The 19,229-nt window shown below is 43.9% G+C and carries 15 protein-coding genes; 11 read left to right on the top strand and 4 right to left on the bottom strand.

Annotated elements, in window-relative coordinates:
* Positions 1 to 3: 3 nt before the first annotated feature.
* The 4 genes from fabV (at position 4) to ACHUFZ_RS05015 (ending at position 5,667) form a co-directional block, all read left to right on the top strand.
* Positions 4 to 1,197 (top strand): enoyl-ACP reductase FabV, encoded by a 1,194-nt coding sequence (gene fabV / locus ACHUFZ_RS05030; protein WP_394126173.1) that lies wholly within the window; start codon positions 4 to 6, stop codon positions 1,195 to 1,197.
* 201 nt (positions 1,198 to 1,398) lie between these two features.
* On the top strand, positions 1,399 to 3,312 hold the full coding sequence (locus ACHUFZ_RS05025) for a sensor domain-containing phosphodiesterase (protein ID WP_394126172.1): 1,914 nt from the start codon (positions 1,399 to 1,401) through the stop codon (positions 3,310 to 3,312).
* A gap of 84 nt (positions 3,313 to 3,396) precedes the next feature.
* Positions 3,397 to 5,052, top strand: a complete 1,656-nt coding sequence (locus ACHUFZ_RS05020) for an ABC-ATPase domain-containing protein (RefSeq protein ID WP_394126171.1) — start codon at positions 3,397 to 3,399, stop codon at positions 5,050 to 5,052.
* Positions 5,053 to 5,115: 63 nt separating this feature from the next.
* Entirely contained in the window at positions 5,116 to 5,667 is a 552-nt protein-coding gene (locus tag ACHUFZ_RS05015) for a GNAT family N-acetyltransferase (RefSeq protein ID WP_394126368.1), read from the top strand.
* On the opposite strand, the gene ACHUFZ_RS05010 is transcribed toward ACHUFZ_RS05015, so the two are convergent.
* On the bottom strand, positions 5,656 to 6,273 hold the full coding sequence (locus ACHUFZ_RS05010) for a DNA-J related domain-containing protein (RefSeq protein ID WP_394126170.1): 618 nt from the start codon (positions 6,271 to 6,273) through the stop codon (positions 5,656 to 5,658). The two genes, ACHUFZ_RS05015 and ACHUFZ_RS05010, sit on opposite strands and share 12 nt — an antisense overlap.
* Positions 6,274 to 6,521: 248 nt before the next feature.
* Here ACHUFZ_RS05010 and ACHUFZ_RS05005 point away from each other — a divergent pair, with 248 nt between their 5' ends.
* Genes ACHUFZ_RS05005 through ACHUFZ_RS04995 form a run of 3 tightly spaced genes read left to right on the top strand, consistent with a single transcriptional unit; the run spans position 6,522 to position 11,260 of the window.
* On the top strand, positions 6,522 to 8,036 hold the full coding sequence (locus ACHUFZ_RS05005; RefSeq protein ID WP_394126169.1) for an HD domain-containing phosphohydrolase: 1,515 nt from the start codon (positions 6,522 to 6,524) through the stop codon (positions 8,034 to 8,036).
* Positions 8,037 to 8,049: 13 nt separating this feature from the next.
* Complete coding sequence (locus ACHUFZ_RS05000; RefSeq protein ID WP_394126168.1) at positions 8,050 to 9,756, top strand: ABC transporter substrate-binding protein; 1,707 nt, start codon at positions 8,050 to 8,052, stop codon at positions 9,754 to 9,756.
* A 1-nt stretch (position 9,757) separates the two neighbouring features.
* The gene (locus ACHUFZ_RS04995; protein WP_394126167.1) at positions 9,758 to 11,260 is read left to right on the top strand and encodes an ATP-binding protein; all 1,503 of its coding nucleotides are present in this window, start codon (positions 9,758 to 9,760) and stop codon (positions 11,258 to 11,260) included.
* A gap of 10 nt (positions 11,261 to 11,270) precedes the next feature.
* On the opposite strand, the gene ACHUFZ_RS04990 is transcribed toward ACHUFZ_RS04995, so the two are convergent.
* From ACHUFZ_RS04990 to helD, 3 genes are all read right to left on the bottom strand, one after another.
* Complete coding sequence (locus ACHUFZ_RS04990) at positions 11,271 to 12,110, bottom strand: isopenicillin N synthase family dioxygenase (RefSeq protein ID WP_394126166.1); 840 nt, start codon at positions 12,108 to 12,110, stop codon at positions 11,271 to 11,273.
* 185 nt (positions 12,111 to 12,295) lie between these two features.
* Positions 12,296 to 12,616, bottom strand: a complete 321-nt coding sequence (gene cutA / locus ACHUFZ_RS04985; protein ID WP_394126165.1) for a divalent-cation tolerance protein CutA — start codon at positions 12,614 to 12,616, stop codon at positions 12,296 to 12,298.
* Positions 12,617 to 12,628: 12 nt separating this feature from the next.
* Positions 12,629 to 14,695, bottom strand: coding sequence for a DNA helicase IV (helD, locus tag ACHUFZ_RS04980; protein ID WP_394126164.1), 2,067 nt, complete (start codon positions 14,693 to 14,695; stop codon positions 12,629 to 12,631).
* A gap of 244 nt (positions 14,696 to 14,939) precedes the next feature.
* Between helD and yccS the strand changes: the two genes are divergently transcribed.
* From yccS to ACHUFZ_RS04960, 4 genes are all read left to right on the top strand, one after another.
* A complete protein-coding gene (gene yccS / locus ACHUFZ_RS04975; protein ID WP_394126163.1) occupies positions 14,940 to 17,108 on the top strand; it encodes a YccS family putative transporter in 2,169 nt (722 codons plus the stop codon).
* A gap of 219 nt (positions 17,109 to 17,327) precedes the next feature.
* On the top strand, positions 17,328 to 17,489 hold the full coding sequence (locus ACHUFZ_RS04970) for a hypothetical protein (protein ID WP_394126162.1): 162 nt from the start codon (positions 17,328 to 17,330) through the stop codon (positions 17,487 to 17,489).
* A 55-nt stretch (positions 17,490 to 17,544) separates the two neighbouring features.
* On the top strand, positions 17,545 to 17,826 hold the full coding sequence (locus tag ACHUFZ_RS04965; protein ID WP_394126161.1) for a hypothetical protein: 282 nt from the start codon (positions 17,545 to 17,547) through the stop codon (positions 17,824 to 17,826).
* Between the two features lie 99 nt (positions 17,827 to 17,925).
* Complete coding sequence (locus tag ACHUFZ_RS04960; protein WP_394126160.1) at positions 17,926 to 19,185, top strand: hydroxymethylglutaryl-CoA reductase; 1,260 nt, start codon at positions 17,926 to 17,928, stop codon at positions 19,183 to 19,185.
* Positions 19,186 to 19,229 lie beyond the last annotated feature (44 nt).

Raw genomic sequence — 19,229 nt, 5'->3', positions numbered from 1 at the left:
ACTATGATTATCAAATCGGTAATAGATGGAGTTGTCGCTCGTACCGCGCACCCACTCGGGTGTAAAGAAGCAGTACGCCAGCAGATAGAATATGCTGAATCATCTCAACAAATTGTCGATGGCCCTAAGCGTGTTCTTATTATTGGTGGCTCATCAGGGTTTGGCTTGGCTTCACGTATTGCCCTGACTTTCGGCGGTTCCAAAGCGGATACCATCAGTGTCTCATTTGAAAAAGGCCCTTCTGAAAAGGGTGTAGGCACAGCAGGTTATTATAACAACCACTACTTTAAGAAATTTGCTCAGCAAGCAGGCCGTACCGCGATCAACATTCAAGGTGACGCCTTCTCTCCCGAAACCAAAGAACAAGTCATCGAAGCTATTGAGACATATTTCGAAGGCGAAGTTGACCTCATCGTTTATAGTCTCGCCAGTGGTGTTCGCCACGATTCAGGCAACGTCTGGCGCTCAGTGATCAAACCTATTGGTGAGCCTGTTTCAGGTTCTACGTTAGTGCTTGAAAACGATCAGTGGCAAGACTCAACCCTAACACCTGCATCAGCAGAAGAAGTCGATGCCACAGTTAAAGTAATGGGCGGAGAAGATTGGGAAGCTTGGATCGACGCGCTTATCAATTCGGAATCTATCAGCTCTGGATGTAAAACTATTGCCTTTTCTTATATCGGTCCTTGCGTCACTCACCCAATCTATCTTGAAGGGACATTGGGGGCAGCGAAAGCCGATTTGCATCAAACCAGTCACTCACTCAATCTTAAGCTCGCGAATTTTGACGGCGGCGCTTACGCGACAGTGTGTAAGGCGTTGGTCACCAAGGCAAGTGCTTATATTCCTGGGTTTAGTCCTTATATCACCGCCCTCTTCAAGGTGATGAAAGAGCAAGGTACCCATGAAGGTTGCATTGAGCAGATGCAACGCCTTTTCACTACCAAGCTATACAACGTAGACCATGTTCCTGTTGATAATGAACGTCTGATTCGTATCGATAACTTTGAGCTTGATCCAGAAACGCAAAAGGAAGTAACTGCATTGCTGGCTCAACTCAACGAGTCCAACTTTATGCAATTAGCTGATTACGAAGGATTTAAGAGAGAGTTCTTGAATCTAAATGGATTCGGCTTTGACAACGTTGACTACACTAAGAAAGTTGATATTGATAACTATATAAGTAAAAGCTTATGATTTAAAAAGATGTCTTATTTTTGATACAGGCATTACACAAAGGCCCCTACGCTCTGCTTAGGGGTTTTTTTTATCGATTTGGTCATGCATTCTTAACCTAACCCACACGATAAGTGGATTCATTATAATGATACCGACTATTATTAGATTAATGAGAGCAAGGAATGCCCTTATTGAGAAAATAGTGCATAGGGATTTTGTATGTCCAAACTGAACACAAGTAACATGGTCGTTCCTGACGAGTTGGCTTCAGGATGGCAAGAAATTGTAAATCTATTAGCGGAAATCACCTCTGTTCCCGCAGCTTTGATTATGCGCGTTCATCAGGACCATATTGAAGTATTTTCAGCCAACAATAACCGCAAACACCCCTACAGTATTGGCGATACCGAAACATTGGGCCACGGTCTCTATTGCGAAACTGTGATTAACGAGAACCGCCAACTGTTAGTGCCGAATGCGGAAATCGATGAAGAATGGTGCAACAATCCCGATATGCGCTTTGGACTTCTCGCTTATTGCGGATTACCACTCCAATGGCCAAACGGGGACACATTTGGCACCATTTGTGTGCTTGATGATAAAGAAAACCATATTTCCACCACTTACCAGCAGCTCCTTAACGCGTTTAAAATCTCGGTCGAAGCGCAGTTGAAAACCGTATATCAAAACCATCACTTGCAACAGTTAAACTCTGAACTTGAATCTAGAGTGACGACGCGTACCCAAGATTTGGTTGATTTGAACTACTCACTTAACTTAGAAATTGATAAGCGTAGAGCAGCTGAGCGTACCATTCGTTACCAAAAGAGACATGATCTCGGTACTGGTTTTCTTAACCGCTTAGCGCTTGAACAACACACCAACCAAATGCTTGCTACGTTAACACCCCATTCAAAACATAAGGTTGGCGTGATACATATCGGGTTTACTAATGGCCGCCGTATCCAAGCTAAATATGGTTACGCGATGTGGGAAAACATTCTCATCGAGTTCAAACAGCGACTGACCTCCCAAAGCAACTATAAACTGATTACCGCTCGCCCTCGCTCTACAGATTTAGTGTTTGTATTTGAGAGTCATAACCTTGACGAAGACATTAATTTGTTATGTAGAGAATTAGTAGAAGTCAGCCAGTCAGCTTTCTACCTTGATGGAGAGCACCTCCACTTGCATAGCTATATTGGGATAGCCAGCTCGGATGATACGTTGAACTCTAAAACCTTACTCAAATACGCAGTGGGCGCGATGCAATCATGCAAGGACTCAGGACATAAGTTTAGTTTCCACTGCCAACATATCTCTGATACGCAAAAGAACATCAATCAGTTAGAGAGCTATCTACTCCAAGCGGTACGTAATGATGATTTATTACTCTACTTCCAGCCAAAGGTATCTCCAAAAACACATAAATGGATTGGTGCAGAGGCTCTAATTCGCTGGCGTCACCCTATTCTTGGTGACATTTCAAACGAGACCTTGATTCACTTAGCTGAACAAAATGGTCTTATCTTTGAAGTTGGCAGTTTCGTCTTACGCTCTGCAATTCAAAAAGCGGCAGAATGGCGAGGAAAAGTTCAAGACTTTAAAGTGAGTATCAATGTCTCTGCGGTTCAACTGCAAAGCCCACAATTTACCACTCAGATAGAAGATCTATTGGCAGCCTATCAATTGCCCGGCTCCTACATAGAGCTGGAGATCACTGAAAGCGGATTAATTGCTGATGAGGTAGTGGCTAAGAACACCTTGCAGTCATTAAGCGAGCTCGGGGTGACGTTGTCACTTGATGACTTCGGTACTGGCTACGCGTCATTCAACTATCTGAAGAAGTTTCCTTTCGATGCCATCAAAGTTGACCGCAGTTTCGTTCAGCAACTCGACACCAGCGAAGAAGATAAAGAGATTGTGCGTTCAATAATCAGCATCGCTAAGAAGCTCGATCTTGAAGTCACGGTTGAGGGTATTGAAAATCTCGACCATGAGGCGTTCATCCTCAGCGAAGGCTGTGATATCGGCCAAGGCTATCTTTATGGTAAGCCAATGCCTTGCGATGAATTTGAAAACAGTTTGATCAATCAAAACTACCGACCGGAACATTATTCCTACTCTTGTTGATAGATCATCAGTAAGGCCTTTACTCTCAGGCGTGCGATTCCTATAATCCACGCCTTTCCTGTTCTCAATCAGTGATACCTCTTTATGGACCAACTTACCGCCACCTTAAAAAAGATCGAAAAACAAAACTATCGTGCATATCAGCAAATCAAAGGCCAATACGATTTCACTGATTACACCTTTTATATCGATTATGTACAAGGCGACCCATATGCCTCTGCATCGCGCGTAAGAGCGGTAAGACCTTGGTCTGTTACTGGTCTTGCTTGGTTACGTGATCAATCTGATGCTTATCAGATCGCTGCACGCGACTTTATTGCTCGCAGTTTTGCAGAGTTCGCCAAGCAGGAACAGAGCATTAGTATTGCATTAACGGGTCAAACGGTACTCGACAGCACTGCGGTATTGTTTACAGATCAAGGTATTGAACTACGTTTTAGAATTAACCTTCCTGCTGACGGTCGTTCAGTGCTGGGTAAAAAGACCGACAATATCCTAACTTTCCATCTGCCTAAATTTATTCGCCGCGCGACATTAGAGCGTGAGTTGGACAAAGAAGCACTGATTAAACATTGTCAAATCATCGAAGACCAAGTGGCAATGCGTGAACAGCTTGAAGAGAAAGGTTTGGTTGCTTTCGTCGGTAACGGCTCAGTTCTTCCACGTATCGCAGGTAACTGTGATTTGCCGATGAAAGATGCGGTTGCCTTCAATGCGCCTAAGTCGCTTGAAGTGACATTGACGACACCTAACCAAGGTGAAATCTCTGGTCTTGGCATTCCAAAAGGCATCACACTGATCGTTGGTGGTGGTTTCCATGGTAAATCAACCCTGCTAAATGCTGTTGAACGCTCTGTCTACAACCATATTCCAGGTGATGGCCGCGAATGGATCGTCACTAATAACGAAGCAATGAAGATACGTGCGGAAGATGGACGTTGTGTTCATAACTTGAACTTATCGAACTACATTAATCACCTACCGATGGGCAAAAACACCGCCGACTTTTCAACTCAAGATGCTTCAGGTTCAACGTCTCAAGCTGCTTGGCTCCAAGAATCTATTGAAGCAGGTGCGCAAGCAATGCTGATCGATGAAGACACATCCGCGACTAACTTTATGATTCGTGATGAGCGTATGCAGGCATTGGTGTCTAAAGGTGATGAGCCAATTACTCCTCTAGTGGATCGTATTGGCCAGTTAAGAGACGAGCTCAATGTTTCAACCATTATAGTTATGGGCGGTTCTGGCGACTACTTAGATGTCGCTGATTTGGTTATTCAGATGCACGATTACCAAGCTGTGGACGTGACAGAAAAAGCTAAGCAAGTTATCGCTCAGCACCCTACCCAGCGTACTAACGAAAGCGAATCACTGTTAGAGACATTTCCTCCACGTCAATTAAACTGCGCATCACTGCAAAAAATATTGGTGGAAGGCAAATTCCGTATTTCTGCTAAAGGCAAAGATTCGCTGCGCTTTGGTAAAGAGTTCGCGGACCTAAGCGCGCTTGAGCAGTTAGAATCAACCAGTGAATTGCAGGCGATTGGCTGGGTTTGGTTCCAACTGGCACAACACGCTGGTTGGTCAAAGAACCCAGCAAAAGAGGTAGCGAAACAACTTGAAGGTGATTGGTCAAACTCGATGCCTAACCAAGGCGACCTTGCTAAGCCACGCACATTAGATGTCATGGCTGCACTAAACCGCATGCGTAAGTCGCAGTTCAAAGCATCTCATTAACAATTGAGTCATTTTTGATGTATAAAAGCGCCTAATGTGGCGCTTTTATTTTTTTGTATGATGATGAGTTTTATCCTTTCCACCGAACGTTTCCTATTAAGAGACTTTACCAAAGCCGATGCGGCTCACTATGTTAATCAATGCCAAGACCCTAAGTATCAGCGGTTTTATAGCGATGAGGATTGCTCTGAGGAAAAATCGCTTTATTTGGCTGAGCTTTTCAGGCAACAAGCATTAGAAACCCCTCGTACTCAATACCACTTAGCCATCGTTGATAAAGCAACCGGGCAATATATTGGTATCGCTGCATTAAGAGTGGAAGCGGACAAGCAAGCGTCTATAGGGTGCGGCTTAGTGAGAGGCTATCAAGGAAAAAAAGCCAGTGAAGAAGCGATGAGTGCTCTACTCTCATACGGCTTTAACCACTTAGATATTCATCGAGCGTACGCGGAAACGTTAAGTAAAAACAAGGCAGCTATTCGACTTTGTCAGCGCTTAGGTATGCGTATTGAAGCTCAGTTCATACAAAACAGATACTTTAAAGACTGCTGGTGGGATAGCACCGTGCTGGCGCTCTTGCGTAATGAATGGTTAAACAGAGAACTAGTGTCTTAGTACATGCCAAGCTTCACACAGGATCCTAAATTGTTCACTATTTCCTGATTGACGATCTGGGTGCCACTTAAGCGCTAATCTACGCCACGTTTTTCTAATTTCCGTTTGGCTCGCGTCATGTGGCAACTTAAACAGGCTTAGCGCTTTTGCCCTATCCATATCTTTGCCATTTGTACTGCCAACAAACTCGCGATAACGTGTCCAGAACTCGTTCAGTAAACGTTTCACTTCCCCTTCTTCCGCTTCATAATTAAGCCAATCAAGATAGTAATCGCGCAATGGGTCATTGTGGTCAACTTCATGACCAAACACCTGTTGACTTGGCATTAGGACTATATCCATCGCCTGTACTTGCAACCAGTTATCCGGATATAGGGTTTCTTGGAGTTGATAAAGCGCGTTCATAATTAGGAAATTTCGCTTGAATAAGTCCTTCTCAGGTCTAGCGTCAAGCAATGGCATGATTTCAATTTCGGTCAAATGAGAAGCGAGCGTATGCACCTTCCAGCCACTCGATTGCTTTCTCAACACCTCAAGTATTGGCCAGAGTAACGGGTTCTCCATGTACTGCTGAAACTGCGCAGCGACGCCTGATTGCTGTGACATATGATTCACTAATTGTTGAACTTACTTTAATTGAAATTCAGGAGTAGCCGTTTGTCGAGTATAGAAAGCACAAACAGACACATTTTCGACATTTTTGAGAGTTCACTCCCTAACTTCCGGCTTTTGAGTGAGTCGTCGCTTAGTAATAAAGTTGATATTTAGGCTTTGCTCATCTAAACCTTAATTATAGTTTTCAATCGTTCATCGCCGTGATGTCGCGTTGATTAGCCAAGGACCCGAGCTTACTTATGGAATCCGATACGTACTGTTTCGCGCCCTCCGACAAACCAATCGAAGGCCCATTACAATCATTTTGGGAAATACTTGTCGTTGATGACGAGAAAGATGTTCATGATGTCACCAACCTTGTACTTGGCAAAAATGAATTTCTTGGCCATAAACTCCATTTCACCCACGCGTACTCTGCAAAAGAAGCAAAGCTAAAATTCAAAGAAGGGCCTCAATATGCCGTCATTCTTCTCGATGTGGTTATGGAAACTCGCCAAGCAGGATTGGAATTAGCAAGGTGGATCCGTGACGAATTTGGCGACAAACACTGCCGAATCATTTTGCGAACAGGTCAACCCGGTGACGCGCCTGAAGAGAAAGTCATATTGAACTACGACATCAATGACTATAAGACGAAAACTGAGCTCACTTCCACACGCTTGCTCACCACTATCTATTCCGCTATCCGCTCATACAGTGACATCATCACCATTGAGCACACTAGAGATGGCCTTAAAACCATTATCGAATCTACATCGAATATTTTAACTGACGATACCAGTAGCACATGGCTCAATGGGATACTTCAACAGATCGTCGCTCTACTCAAACTCAACGACGCCCATACCCTGCATTTTGGCGCTTCAGAAATCGATGGTGATTGGACTATCGCCACCTCAACTGATGAGAACAAGGTAACGATTGGTCATGAACTGACTAACTACATAGATGCCTCACACCTGACGAGTTTTAACCAATCTTCTGAGCTGATTGAGATTTCTCCCACTAAATTTGCCTTACCGATTGAAGTACACAATAAACACGGCGTCATCATCATTAATTGCAGCAAGCATGTTATTCAACAGCGCAAAGAACTGATCGAATTGATGGTCAAAAATGCCTCCATAGCCTACGAAAAACTCTATATTCTCAATGACATGCTAGAGACCCAAAAAGAGATAGCTTACCGTCTAGGCGAGGTGGTCGAAACTCGCTCTAAAGAGTCAGGTAGTCACGTAAAAAGACTTTCGTTACTCTCGCACCTATTGGCGTTAGAAGCAGGGCTCGGGGAAAAGATGGCAGAGAGAATCAAACTCGCCTCCCCACTCCACGACATCGGAAAGATCGCCATTCCCGACAACATACTCCACAAGCCAGGTAAATTAACCGAGGAAGAGTGGGAAATAATGAAAACTCATGCCTCCATCGGTGGTGACATTCTGTCCGGCTCTCACCTTGATATTTTAAAAGTTGCCGCCGTCATTGCGTCAAGCCATCACGAGAAATGGGACGGCAGTGGCTACCCTAAAGGCCTTTCTGGTTTGGATATACCCATTGAGGGCCGAATTACCGCCATCATCGACGTATTTGATGCGCTTGCTTCCAAGCGCAGTTACAAAGAGCCTTGGAGCCATGCCCAAATCGTCGAGCATTTTCAACAGCAAAATGGCTTACACTTCGATCCAGAGCTGTGCGACGTATTTCTTGGAATATACGAAAAATGCGTGGCCCTTCGGAATTCTTACCCTGATTAACTAGGAGCACATTATGCTTGCTTCTCTTGCTCGTAACACGACTGCACTAGTCCTCATCGCCAACCTGATCTTCCCCATCACAAGTATCGCAAAGCAACAATTTAGAGAAGATACCAGTGCACAAACTGCGACCGGGAAACTCAAGGCGGGTTCACATGTTAAGGTCTATCTACCTAACCTTCCCTACATTGCGAGTTCGCATTCAATCAACGGGGCACTCTTTCGCCCAGCGAATAATGAGTTAGGTTGGGAATATGACATGGCAGTAAGTCATGAGATCATTAGTCCGACCCTATACGAGTTTACCTTAAGACAAGGGGTGAGGTTTCAAGATGGAACACCTTTCGATGCAGACGCCGTACTACTTAATATGGAGTATTTCGTTAAAGAGCCTTACACATTCACCAAGCTCCATCGCATATTAACCAAGGTAGAGAAAGTCTCTCAATACAAAGTACGCTTTCATCTAAGCGAAGATTACGGTTTATTACTCTACGATGCTATATGGTTGCAGTTTTACACACAAGCCTACCTCAAAAAGCATGGCTGGAACGGGAAACCATTCTGTCCTAATCTTGCGGAAGCTGGCCCTTATGGTTTAGGTCCTTACATCTTAAAAGAAGGATACATTGAGGGAAATCGTCGCAGTGACGTTGCGGTACTGGAAAGAAACCCCTATTACTGGGATCCTGACGCAGCGAAGGTTGAAAAGTTCACCCTGTATATGGGGATGACACAACAAGAGGCGAAAGATAAAGCGCTGCATGCAGAGGGCGACATCGATATTACACCGGTTTTGTTTTCCGATGAACTAGAAGCGATATTTGCTCCATATTCCAAGACCAGTCGGCTTCAATCCACCAATACCTACATCGCGCGATTTAACTTATTCACCGGTAACCCAATATTCCAAGAGCGTGAAGTTCGTGAAATCATCAATAACCTTATCGACCAAAACTCACTGGTATCACTCTCCATGAACGGCGAAGGCAGGCCAACCTATGCCTCCATTCCCGAGCAGTTTTATGGCATGAGTGAAGCATTAGAGCAAATCGACGCACATCAACCAAGCTCGACAGCATCAAACCGTGAAGCAATGCGGGAACGCTTGAACGAATACAAAATTCAGTATGGATATCAAGAAACCCAAAAGATTCCACTGCGCTTTTTAGCTCAAGAAAGCATGCGTTATATGCTCAACGACATTAAGTTTTACCTAGAGAAATTCGACTTTGATGTGCAATTGATCATCGCCGATTCAGAATCTGCGATGTTCACTAGCGCCATAGGTGCACGCAGTCAGTCCAACGATATCGATTTTGACCTTGTCCTATGGCCCAATTTCGATTGGCTGAGAAACCCTTGGGTCTCCTTCTTTATCTTTGATTCCAGTTCTGTCTGGTCTACCACTCAGCCTGAGAAAAACCTCGATAAGTTAATTAATGACTTTATTGCTACGCCCTATACCTCTGAAGAGTATATCGAACGGCTACGTGATCTCCTCACGCATATTCGACACATGAATTACCAACTCAGTTTGCCGAGTCCTTTTAATATCATCGCCCTAAATAAAGAGATCATATTCCAGCCACGTACCTCTGCCGTTTTCCCTTTGTGGGAAGTTCAAGTCAGTGACTACCATTGGTCTGTAAGAAAAGAGCCAGCCTACCCTGAGGAGCTAAAGGTGCCAATTAAAGTGATGACATCAGGAGAAGAGTAAAATGGGGAGATTCGCAGGAGATAGCCTATCTAAAAAGATACTGTTGCTGTTTATCACGACAACGACGGTACTTGTCTTACAAGGCCTGTACAACATCTATAGTATGAATGAGGTCAATACCTCAATTCGACAAGTTCACGACTCGGTCTATTTGGTCAACCAAAACAACCAAGAAATTTCCTATCCGGTATCTGAACTTAGACAACTCACCATGTTTCTGGTTATGGCTCCTAACGCCAAGACCAAGCGTGAGATCATCACTTTAATTGACAAAGATATCGCGCTGATAGATCGAGGTATTGAGCGAGAAATTCAAAACTCTAACTTGGATTCGACAATTCAAAGTTTATCACTGCAGATACGAAGCTCATGGTTAGAGTACCGAGCAACTGTCCTGCAAACTTTAGAGTATTCAGAAGAAGGTATTCGAATTGCAGAATTTATGCATATCACCACTGATGCAAAAAATACTTACGACAAGATGATTTCCGACGTCGATGCCTATAATAATCATCTCGTCACGCTGAGTGACGAGATCTACATTGAAGCTCAAGAAAACTCTAAGTGGGCCTTCTGGGCCGTCATTATTACTACGGTCACGGAAGCGATCATTTTGAAGATCATTCTATTCTATGTCCTGAACCTAGTGAAAAAACGGCTCGACGAGCGAAAACAACACGCTCGTGAGTTGACGAACAAAAATGAAGAACTACAAAACAACATCAAGCAGCTTCAGTCAGTGCAGAATCAATTGATAGAAGCGGAGAAACAAGCCTCTCTATCAAAACTCGTTGCCGGTGTCGCGCACGAAATTAACACGCCAGTAGGATTGGGCATCACGACGTCTACACACCTAGAGGACTTAACCGATAAGATCGAAAAAAAGGTCAAAGAGAGTACATTAACCAGAGTTGACTTAGACGAATTCATAGACCATTCACGCGATGTCACCCGTATTTTGATCAGTAACCTAACCCGAGCTGCGGATATTATCCAGCGATTCAAACGTCTCTCATCTGATAATATCCATTCTCTGATTGAGAAACTCAACATTGGGCAAAAAATCAATGACACTATTTTAGCACTTGGCCCCAATATGAAAGGAATAGAAATTAAGTGTGAAAACTTCCAAAATATTGAAGTAAAAACAGATTCTGGTGCTATCTATCATACTATTTCAAACTTGGTCTTAAACGCTAAGAACCATGCGTTTGAAGATATTGAGCACCCTACTGTGACAATAAGAATGGACGATTACAACGACCAGTATGTACGGATTACCGTCGCTGACAATGGTAACGGGATTGATGAAGAAGACCAAAATAAGATATTTGATCCGTTTTTTAGTACCAACCGTGAGAACGGCGGAACGGGATTAGGCTTATCGATTGTCTACAACGTGCTTGCTCGAATCGATGGCACGATAGATTGCAAAAGTAAAAAGGGCCAAGGTACGATATTCACTATCGACATCCCCGGCCCTGCAACATTAGTTACCGACTAATCATTCGCGGTTAGATAACGCCAAGCTCTCTTAAACGCTCCATTAGGTAGCTATCTGCAGTGTAACGCTCAGATAACACAACTTCTGGTTTCGGGTGCAAGAACAGTGGTAATGAAATACGTGACTGCTCTTGGCGCGCGCCTGTTGGATTAATCACTCGGTGCGTTGTTGATGGGAAGTAACCACCTGATGCTTCTTGAAGCATATCGCCGATGTTAATGATTAAGTTACCAAAGTCACACGGTACATCTAACCAATCACCCTCTTTGCTTAGTACTTGTAGGCCCGGCTCGTTTGCAGCTGGTAGTACCGTAAGAAGGTTAATGTCTTCATGAGCTGCTGCTCGGATCGCACCCGGCTCTTCTTCACCAGTCATTGGTGGGTAATGAAGGATACGCAGCAGTGTTTTTTCGCTGCCGTTGATCATTTCAGAAAGAGCAATAGAGAATTTTTCCTGAACATCTGCTGGAGCATGCGCTTCAACCCAACCTAGCAACTCTTCCGCGAATGCATTAGCGCGGTTGTAGTAATCTAAGATCTGCTCTTTCAACTCTTCAGGGATCTGACCCCAAGGGTAAACGTGGAAATACTCTTTAATGTCTTTAACAGAGTGTCCCTTCGCAACTTCAGAAACATTTGGTGGGAAATAACCATCTTGAGTTTCAACATTAAAGTGAAATTCTTCTTTGCGATCTGAAGTGAAAAACTTGTACCAATTTTCATAAATTGACTCTACAAGTTCTTTTGGAATTGGGTGATTTTTCAGTACACCGAAGCCCGTTTCACGGAGAGAGGTAACAAATAGCTCGGCGGCATTTTCAGCTTGATAATCGACAGTTTCCAGTTTCATGACTTTACTTTCTAATAGTTATGTATGTGAAACGCAGATTGTAAATGTGACATTTTGGTAAAGCAAACGATAAACCGAATACGCGTTTCATTTGCATTAAGAGTGTGCAAGATGACGACTTTTCAACAAAATCTGTAATTAGATAAATTAGCGTATTCAAATAATAACGCCCAGTCGCCGTCGACTCAGCAACGCGTGTTTTGCTCAATCCAAGCTAAATAAGGGTTAAAACCTTCAATAAATGGCACTTGCACCACTTGTGGAACATCATAGCTATGCTGTTCCACAATCACCTGTTCAAGCTCGGCGTAGCAGGCTTTTTTTGTTTTCATGATGAGTAAGGTTTCTTTATCTGTGCACACTTCATCTTTCCAAACATAGTGGCTCTCGATCGGCATCGCCTGAATACAGGCCGCTAATCCGCGTTTTAATACCTGCTCGATGATTTCTTTACGATTGCTTTCTGTGTTTGTCGTGGTTAATACAATACAAAATTGGCCGCTCATTAGATCCTCTTATTATTTCGAAACCGTCACTGGGTAGTCTTGTTCAATCAATTCTTTCACAAAGCATGAGCCTGAACCTGAATAGGAAACCCAAACTTTTTTCTTTGCTCTGGTTAATGCTACGTAAAACAATCGTCGTTCTTCAGCATAAGCAAAGGTATCTTTCGATTTCGTCAATGCATCACTGAGATGCAGCGCTTTAACCCTTGCTGGGAACTGACCTTCATCCACCCCAACAACAATAACAAAGTCCGCTTCTTTACCTTTACTGGCGTGACAAGTCATAAAGTCGATCTTAAGCAAGGCGAAGTTTTTCTGCCAATCTGAAAGAAGCTCAGGCTTGTGGTAATGATTTCGTCCCAGCAACAACACACTTTGAGTTGATTTAGCGCTGCGATTCAGTTGATCGAGAACCTTCTCGACATTATTGCTCGGGATTAAATTAACCGCTTTGGCTTTCTGTTCTTTGTGACTATTGAGTTCTTTCTCTAATTGGGCCGGGTTTTGTTGCACAAAACGATTAGCCACTTCGCCAATTTTACTGTTAAAGCGATAAGTCGTGTCTAGGTAGTGCACTGTTGAATGAGGGAAACGATCCTCAAAGCCAGTGGTTAAATCAACATCTGAGCCAGCAAATTGATAAATAGACTGCCAATCGTCACCGACGGCAAAGAGCACACAGTGTTCATCATTGCTTTGTTGGCATAACGCTTCAACAAGTTGCAAGCGCTGTGGTGAAATGTCTTGGTACTCATCAATCATGATATAGCGCCACGGGGATTTAAACTTACCACTTTTCACATGCTGAGTGGCTTTCGAAATCATCAAGTTGAAATCGATATGACCCTGCTCTTTGAGCTGTTGTTGCCAAGCCTGATAGCATGGCCACACTAAACCGAGCTCGCTGTTTAAACGCGTATACTCTGAGTTATCCACCAGCAGTTGCTGAAGCTCTTTTTTCGTTAAGCCCATTGTCGCGAGTTGAGATACTTGCTTTTCAAGCCAAGCAATCAATTTCGGGTTCTCTACATGGCTACCTAACTCTTCATCACCCGCTAGATACGCGATAGGCCATTTAGACAAGTGTTTTTGCCAGCGTTTAAAATTAGTTGGCGTCATCCAATGCTTTTTCAACCAATCAATGCACCAGTTGTGACGCTGGTTATCATCAGACACCAGCGGAGACAAAGTTGCGCCCTGTCCGTCGACCTGATTTAAAATAGAAAGGCCAAGTTGGTGGAAGGTATTCACTTTGATCCCTTCCGTACCACTACCAATTTTATCACTCAATCGCTGGCTCATTTCCGACGCTGCATCTCGACCGAATGCCAACATCAGTATGTCGCTGGCTTGCGCTAGATGACTTTGTAATAAGTATGCGACGCGTGCAGTCAATACACTGGTTTTGCCCGAACCGGCACCAGCAAGAATAAGGTTGTTATCATCATTTAGCAGCACAGCTCGCTTTTGGCTTAGATTTAGAGGTGATGATTCAATCTGAGAGAAAAGAACTTGCCAGTTTTCTAGCTCGTTTGCCATCCACTCATCGTTACGCTGAGGCAGTGCGTCATTTTCTTCAACCAACCAAGACTCGATATCGCTCATTCTATTGGGCATACGTAAGCATGCATCCTCAAGATCCATTTCCATAGAGTTGAAATCGTTGTTCAGATTCGTGCGCCACTCACCAAGTGCTGAATGCGTAAGAAAAGACGGCTGGAAACGAAGAAGGTTTAAGCTCTCTTCCCACTTTGGCAAATGTTTCAATAACTGAACGCACTGCTTCTTATGCCACTGCTGATACGTGGCAACGGCGAAGCGGGCAAATTCACGACATTTAGATAAAGGAAGACCTTGGACTAACCAAGCTTGTTCAGCGCCCTCTTCACTGTATGCGTAGAAGAGTAAACTCCCCCAGACTAGGCCGTTCTTAACTTGTACGCGGCCGCTCCATACGTTGAATGGAATCGTCTCTTGGCGAGTTTCTGAATTTAGAATAAGCGCATCTTGGGTGATTTCAATTTGATTGTATTCGCGTTGGATGAAAAACTGTGCAGTCTTGTTTGCTGTTAGCTGCATTATATCTAAGCCTTTAAATTCCCTTGCAAACATCATAACGCAATTGATTTTGCTTGTGACAAAATAAAGACAAAAATATCGGGCCATTGGACATGAGGCCAATTCGAGTTTAATTGACGATAAATAGTCAAGGCCCCAATTGGGCAAAACTTCATCAAACTCTTCGGTATCTTTATTTGGATCAGGGCGTTACGATAGACAAATCGATACATTGCAGATAATCATCGGTCAAAAGTAGTTTCTAGTGAATTTTATTAGTCAGTTGCGCCATCATTGGGCGAACAAAACCATCAACTATAGTTTTTTGATATTGATTGCCTTGCTTGGGGTTGTTATTCCATCATGGTACTTTCAATTAAACTCACTGATCATTCCACTGATCCTCGGTATTATTGCTGCAGCACTGGCAGAAAGCGACGACAGTTTCACTGGTCGACTTAAATCTCAATCTCTCACCCTTGTCTGTTTTGCCATCGCCTCCCTATCCATTGAGCTGCTGTTTAATACTCCATGGCTGTTCGCATTAGGCCTGTTTATTTCTACGTTTGGCTTCATCATGCTTGGTGCGATTGGTCCGCGCTACGCTAGTATCGCATTTGGCTCATTACTTATCGCAATTTATGCCATGCTTGGCGCGCATGAAAGTATCAATCTATGGTTTCAACCCTTACTGCTATTAACTGGTGCAGCGTGGTACTATTTTGTCTCAATGATTTGGCATGCGTTTTGGCCGATGCAACCCGTGCAGCAGAGCCTTGCCAACGTCTTTTTGCAAATGGCTAACTACTTTGACTCTAAAAGTCAGCTGTTTCACCCGGTGAGTAGTATGGTTCCTCAACCTCACCGTATTGCTGAGGCAAAACTCAACGCTGCAACGGTAAATGCTTTGAATTCTTGCAAAGCAACGTTTCTCAGCCGCTCTAAACGTGGTCATGTCGATGGCGCAAGTGACCGTTTTTTGAATATCTACTTTCTTGCTCAAGACATTCATGAGCGTATTAGTTCAACGCACTACCGTTACCAAGACTTAGCACATCACTTCGAACGCTCTGATGTGTTGTTTCGCTTCAAACATCTAATGGAAACACAAGCTCAGTCGTGTAGAGAAATCGCGGAGGCCATTCTATTAGGTAAGGAGTATCAACATAACGATGACTCGGTGATCGCGCTTGATGAACTGCAGAACTCACTCAATTACTTACAAGAACAAAACAATCCTCAATGGCGCTTGTTGCTTGGTCAGTTAGGTTATCTATTTAACAACCTCGCGACCGTCGAAAAGCAGCTCAGTAACGTCAATAACCCTGATGCGAACCGACTCGAAGAAGATGTTCTCGATGATACTGAAGCTCACTCGATTAAAGCGATGTGGGCCAAGATAAAATCCAATTTCAGTAAAGATTCAATGCTGTTTAGGCATGCCGTTCGTATGTCGATTGCATTGACCGTCGGCTACGGCATTATTCAACTATTCGATATTGAACGTGGCTATTGGATTCTGCTTACAACATTGTTCGTATGCCAACCCAACTATAGCGCTACAAGACAAAAGCTTGTCGCCCGTGTTCTCGGCACTTTTGCAGGTCTGCTCATCGGTGTGCCTCTGCTGACGTTCTTCCCGTCGCAAGAGAGCCAGTTAGTGTTTATTGTTGTCTCAGGCGTTGCCTTTTTTGCATTCCGCTTAGCAAATTATGGCTATGCGACAGGCTTTATTACTCTACTGGTGCTGTTCTGCTTTAACCAACTGGGTGAAGGCTACGCAGTAGTATTGCCAAGACTCGCCGATACATTAGTCGGCTGCGCTTTGGCCGTGGCAGCCGTTGCTTTAATCCTACCTGATTGGCAGTCTAAGCGATTACATAAAGTGATGGCAGATGCCATTGAGGCAAATAAGAATTACCTGGCGCAGATTATTGGCCAATATCGCATCGGTAAAAAGGACAGCTTGTCTTACCGTATCTCACGTCGAAGCGCACACAACCAAGATGCCAACCTGACCAATGCGATTAGCACTATGCTAGCTGAGCCGGGCCGTTATCAATCCGCTATCAATGAAAGTTATCGCTTCTTAACGCTCAATCACGCTTTACTGAGTTATGTCTCTGCTCTTGGGGCACATAGAACCCAGATTGCTGATGAAACGACACATAAACTGATCCTCGATGCCCACCGTGTCATTCATCAGCATTTAGATATTCTGTTTGCTCAACTCAATCAACACTGCGACACCTGTGATACTAGCGATATCGATGATCCAGCGCTTGAACAACGATTGGCAGAGTGGCGTGATGAGGACGACAGTTCCGTTCGCATGGTGCTGCAGCAGCTCCATCTCATCTATCGCATGTTGCCTGAATTACACTCGTTAGCGAGTAAATTTGCCGTCAGAGTAAACCATAGCGACCAGAAGTAATCATAAATCCTTCCTCAACCCAAATTACGTAACCGATTTATTATAACTGTTTACGTAATTTGGCTAATTTATAACCTCCTTACCTACTATTTACACGCCCTGACATTGTTCGGACAAAATTTGAGCTGTGCCAAATAAAATTAAAATTAGATAATTCTTACACAGAAGAACGGATTTTTCTGACATGACACGCTAACAAGATGTCGGAGGTTTTGGACTATGACTCAACAACAATTTGAACTAATGAAGAAGCAGTTGAAGAAGTTATCGGCTCAGCAATTGCGCGTACTGAAATGTGAGATCAACAGTGAGTTAGACGCAGATAAGAAAATCGCTATCACCGACGAAGAACTTAAACTGATTTCGAGCCTGTTTGCATAACCAAACTTGCTGAATCTCATAGCTGCATTTAAGCTATAATTAAGTGGAGGTGTATATGCCAGTCTCTTCCGTTCAATCCGGATATCAAATCGTTGATATGTCATCGAAGATGGCCGAAGACGCTGCGCTTGAAATACAGCAGACTCAACGTGAACTCTCAATCCCAAAAGATAATACATACGAATTCAACAAAGTTGAATTCCATGCTGAACCTCCCCTTTCTCACCTTGACGCCATCAACAAGCTAAATTCTTCCGAACGTTACTCTCGGGTGGGTACGAATGTGATGCAGCGCGACCAAGATATGATTGGTACATTGCTTGATATTCATGTTTAACACTAAGCTCCAGCTTAAATTGTAGCAATACATTAAACAGTCGTTGTTTTCCCTACCCTATACGTTAGAATGCAGACAAATTTATCGTTTTAATTTGAAATGCCGAAACTCAATCTATCTACTCGCGATATTACTCAATTTCTCCAGCCAGAACACTGCACTTCCACTTTAGAACAAAAGCTCAGTCCTAACTTTGCTCGCTCAACGTTAAGATTAACCCCTAGCCCATATATAACCGAAAAAGCATTAGCTAAACGCTGGGAAAAGGTTGGTCAATTCACAGATCAGGACATACTGCTAGACAAGCAAACTCTACAAAATGCCTCTCTATACAATAAGAACATTGAGCATTTTATTGGTACAGTAAAAATCCCTGTCGGTCTTGCTGGTCCATTACGTGTGAATGGCTTGCATGCCAAAGATGATTACCTGGTCCCCCTTGCCACTACAGAGGCCGCCCTTGTTGCTTCTTATAATCGTGGCGCTCAGTTAATTACCGCCGCTGGTGGCGCAAGTGCGATGTTGATTAATGAAGGGGTAACACGTACACCGGTATTTTTATTCGAATCCTTAATCGACGCTGGTCAGTTCGTTGCATGGGTGGTCACTCAGTATGATCATTTCAAGCGCATTGCTGAGTCCACAACCTCTCATGGTCAACTGCATGACATCAATGTCAATATTGAAGGTAACCATGTTTACCTCATCTTTGAATACCGCACTGGCGATGCTTCAGGCCAGAATATGGTCACCATCGCAACCAACGAAGTATTCCATTACATATTAGAGAACTCTCCTCATACTCCTGAGGAAGCCTTCCTCGATGGAAACCTGTCCGGCGACAAGAAAGCCAATTCTCATACGCTGCGCCATGTTCGCGGTAAAAAGGTTACCGCAGAAGTTCACATCGAGCGTCACCTTGTGGAAAAATATCTACACACAACACCGGAAGAGATGTCGCGCTTTGGCCAAGTAACAACAACTGGAGCGGCATTGAGTGGCAGTATTGGCGTCAACGCTCATTACGCTAATGCTCTGGCTGCGCTTTATATTGCGTGTGGCCAAGATGCAGCCTGCGTGGCAGAGTCAGCGGTAGGCATAACACGCATGGAAGTGAGTAAAACAGGCGGGCTTTACGCCTGTGTAACCTTACCCAATATCATGGTTGGCACTGTGGGTGGCGGTACAAGCTTACCATCCCAAAAAGCCTGCCTAGAGCTGATGAACCTACACGGTAATGGAAAAGCGAAAGCACTTGCAGAAGTAGCAGCCGCTTTGTGCCTAGCTGGCGAGTTATCTATTGTTGGCGCTTTTTGTGCTGGTCACTTTTCGCGCGCTCACCAAAAACTGGCTCGCTAAAGTCAGTCTAGATATTAACGAATAGAAAAAAGGCTGTGTGTTCA

The organism is Vibrio hepatarius (assembly GCF_043642085.1).
Lineage (GTDB): Bacteria > Pseudomonadota > Gammaproteobacteria > Enterobacterales > Vibrionaceae > Vibrio > Vibrio hepatarius_C.
Note: the sequence above shows the minus strand (reverse complement) of the source record. Positions and strands in the feature narration are given on the sequence as shown.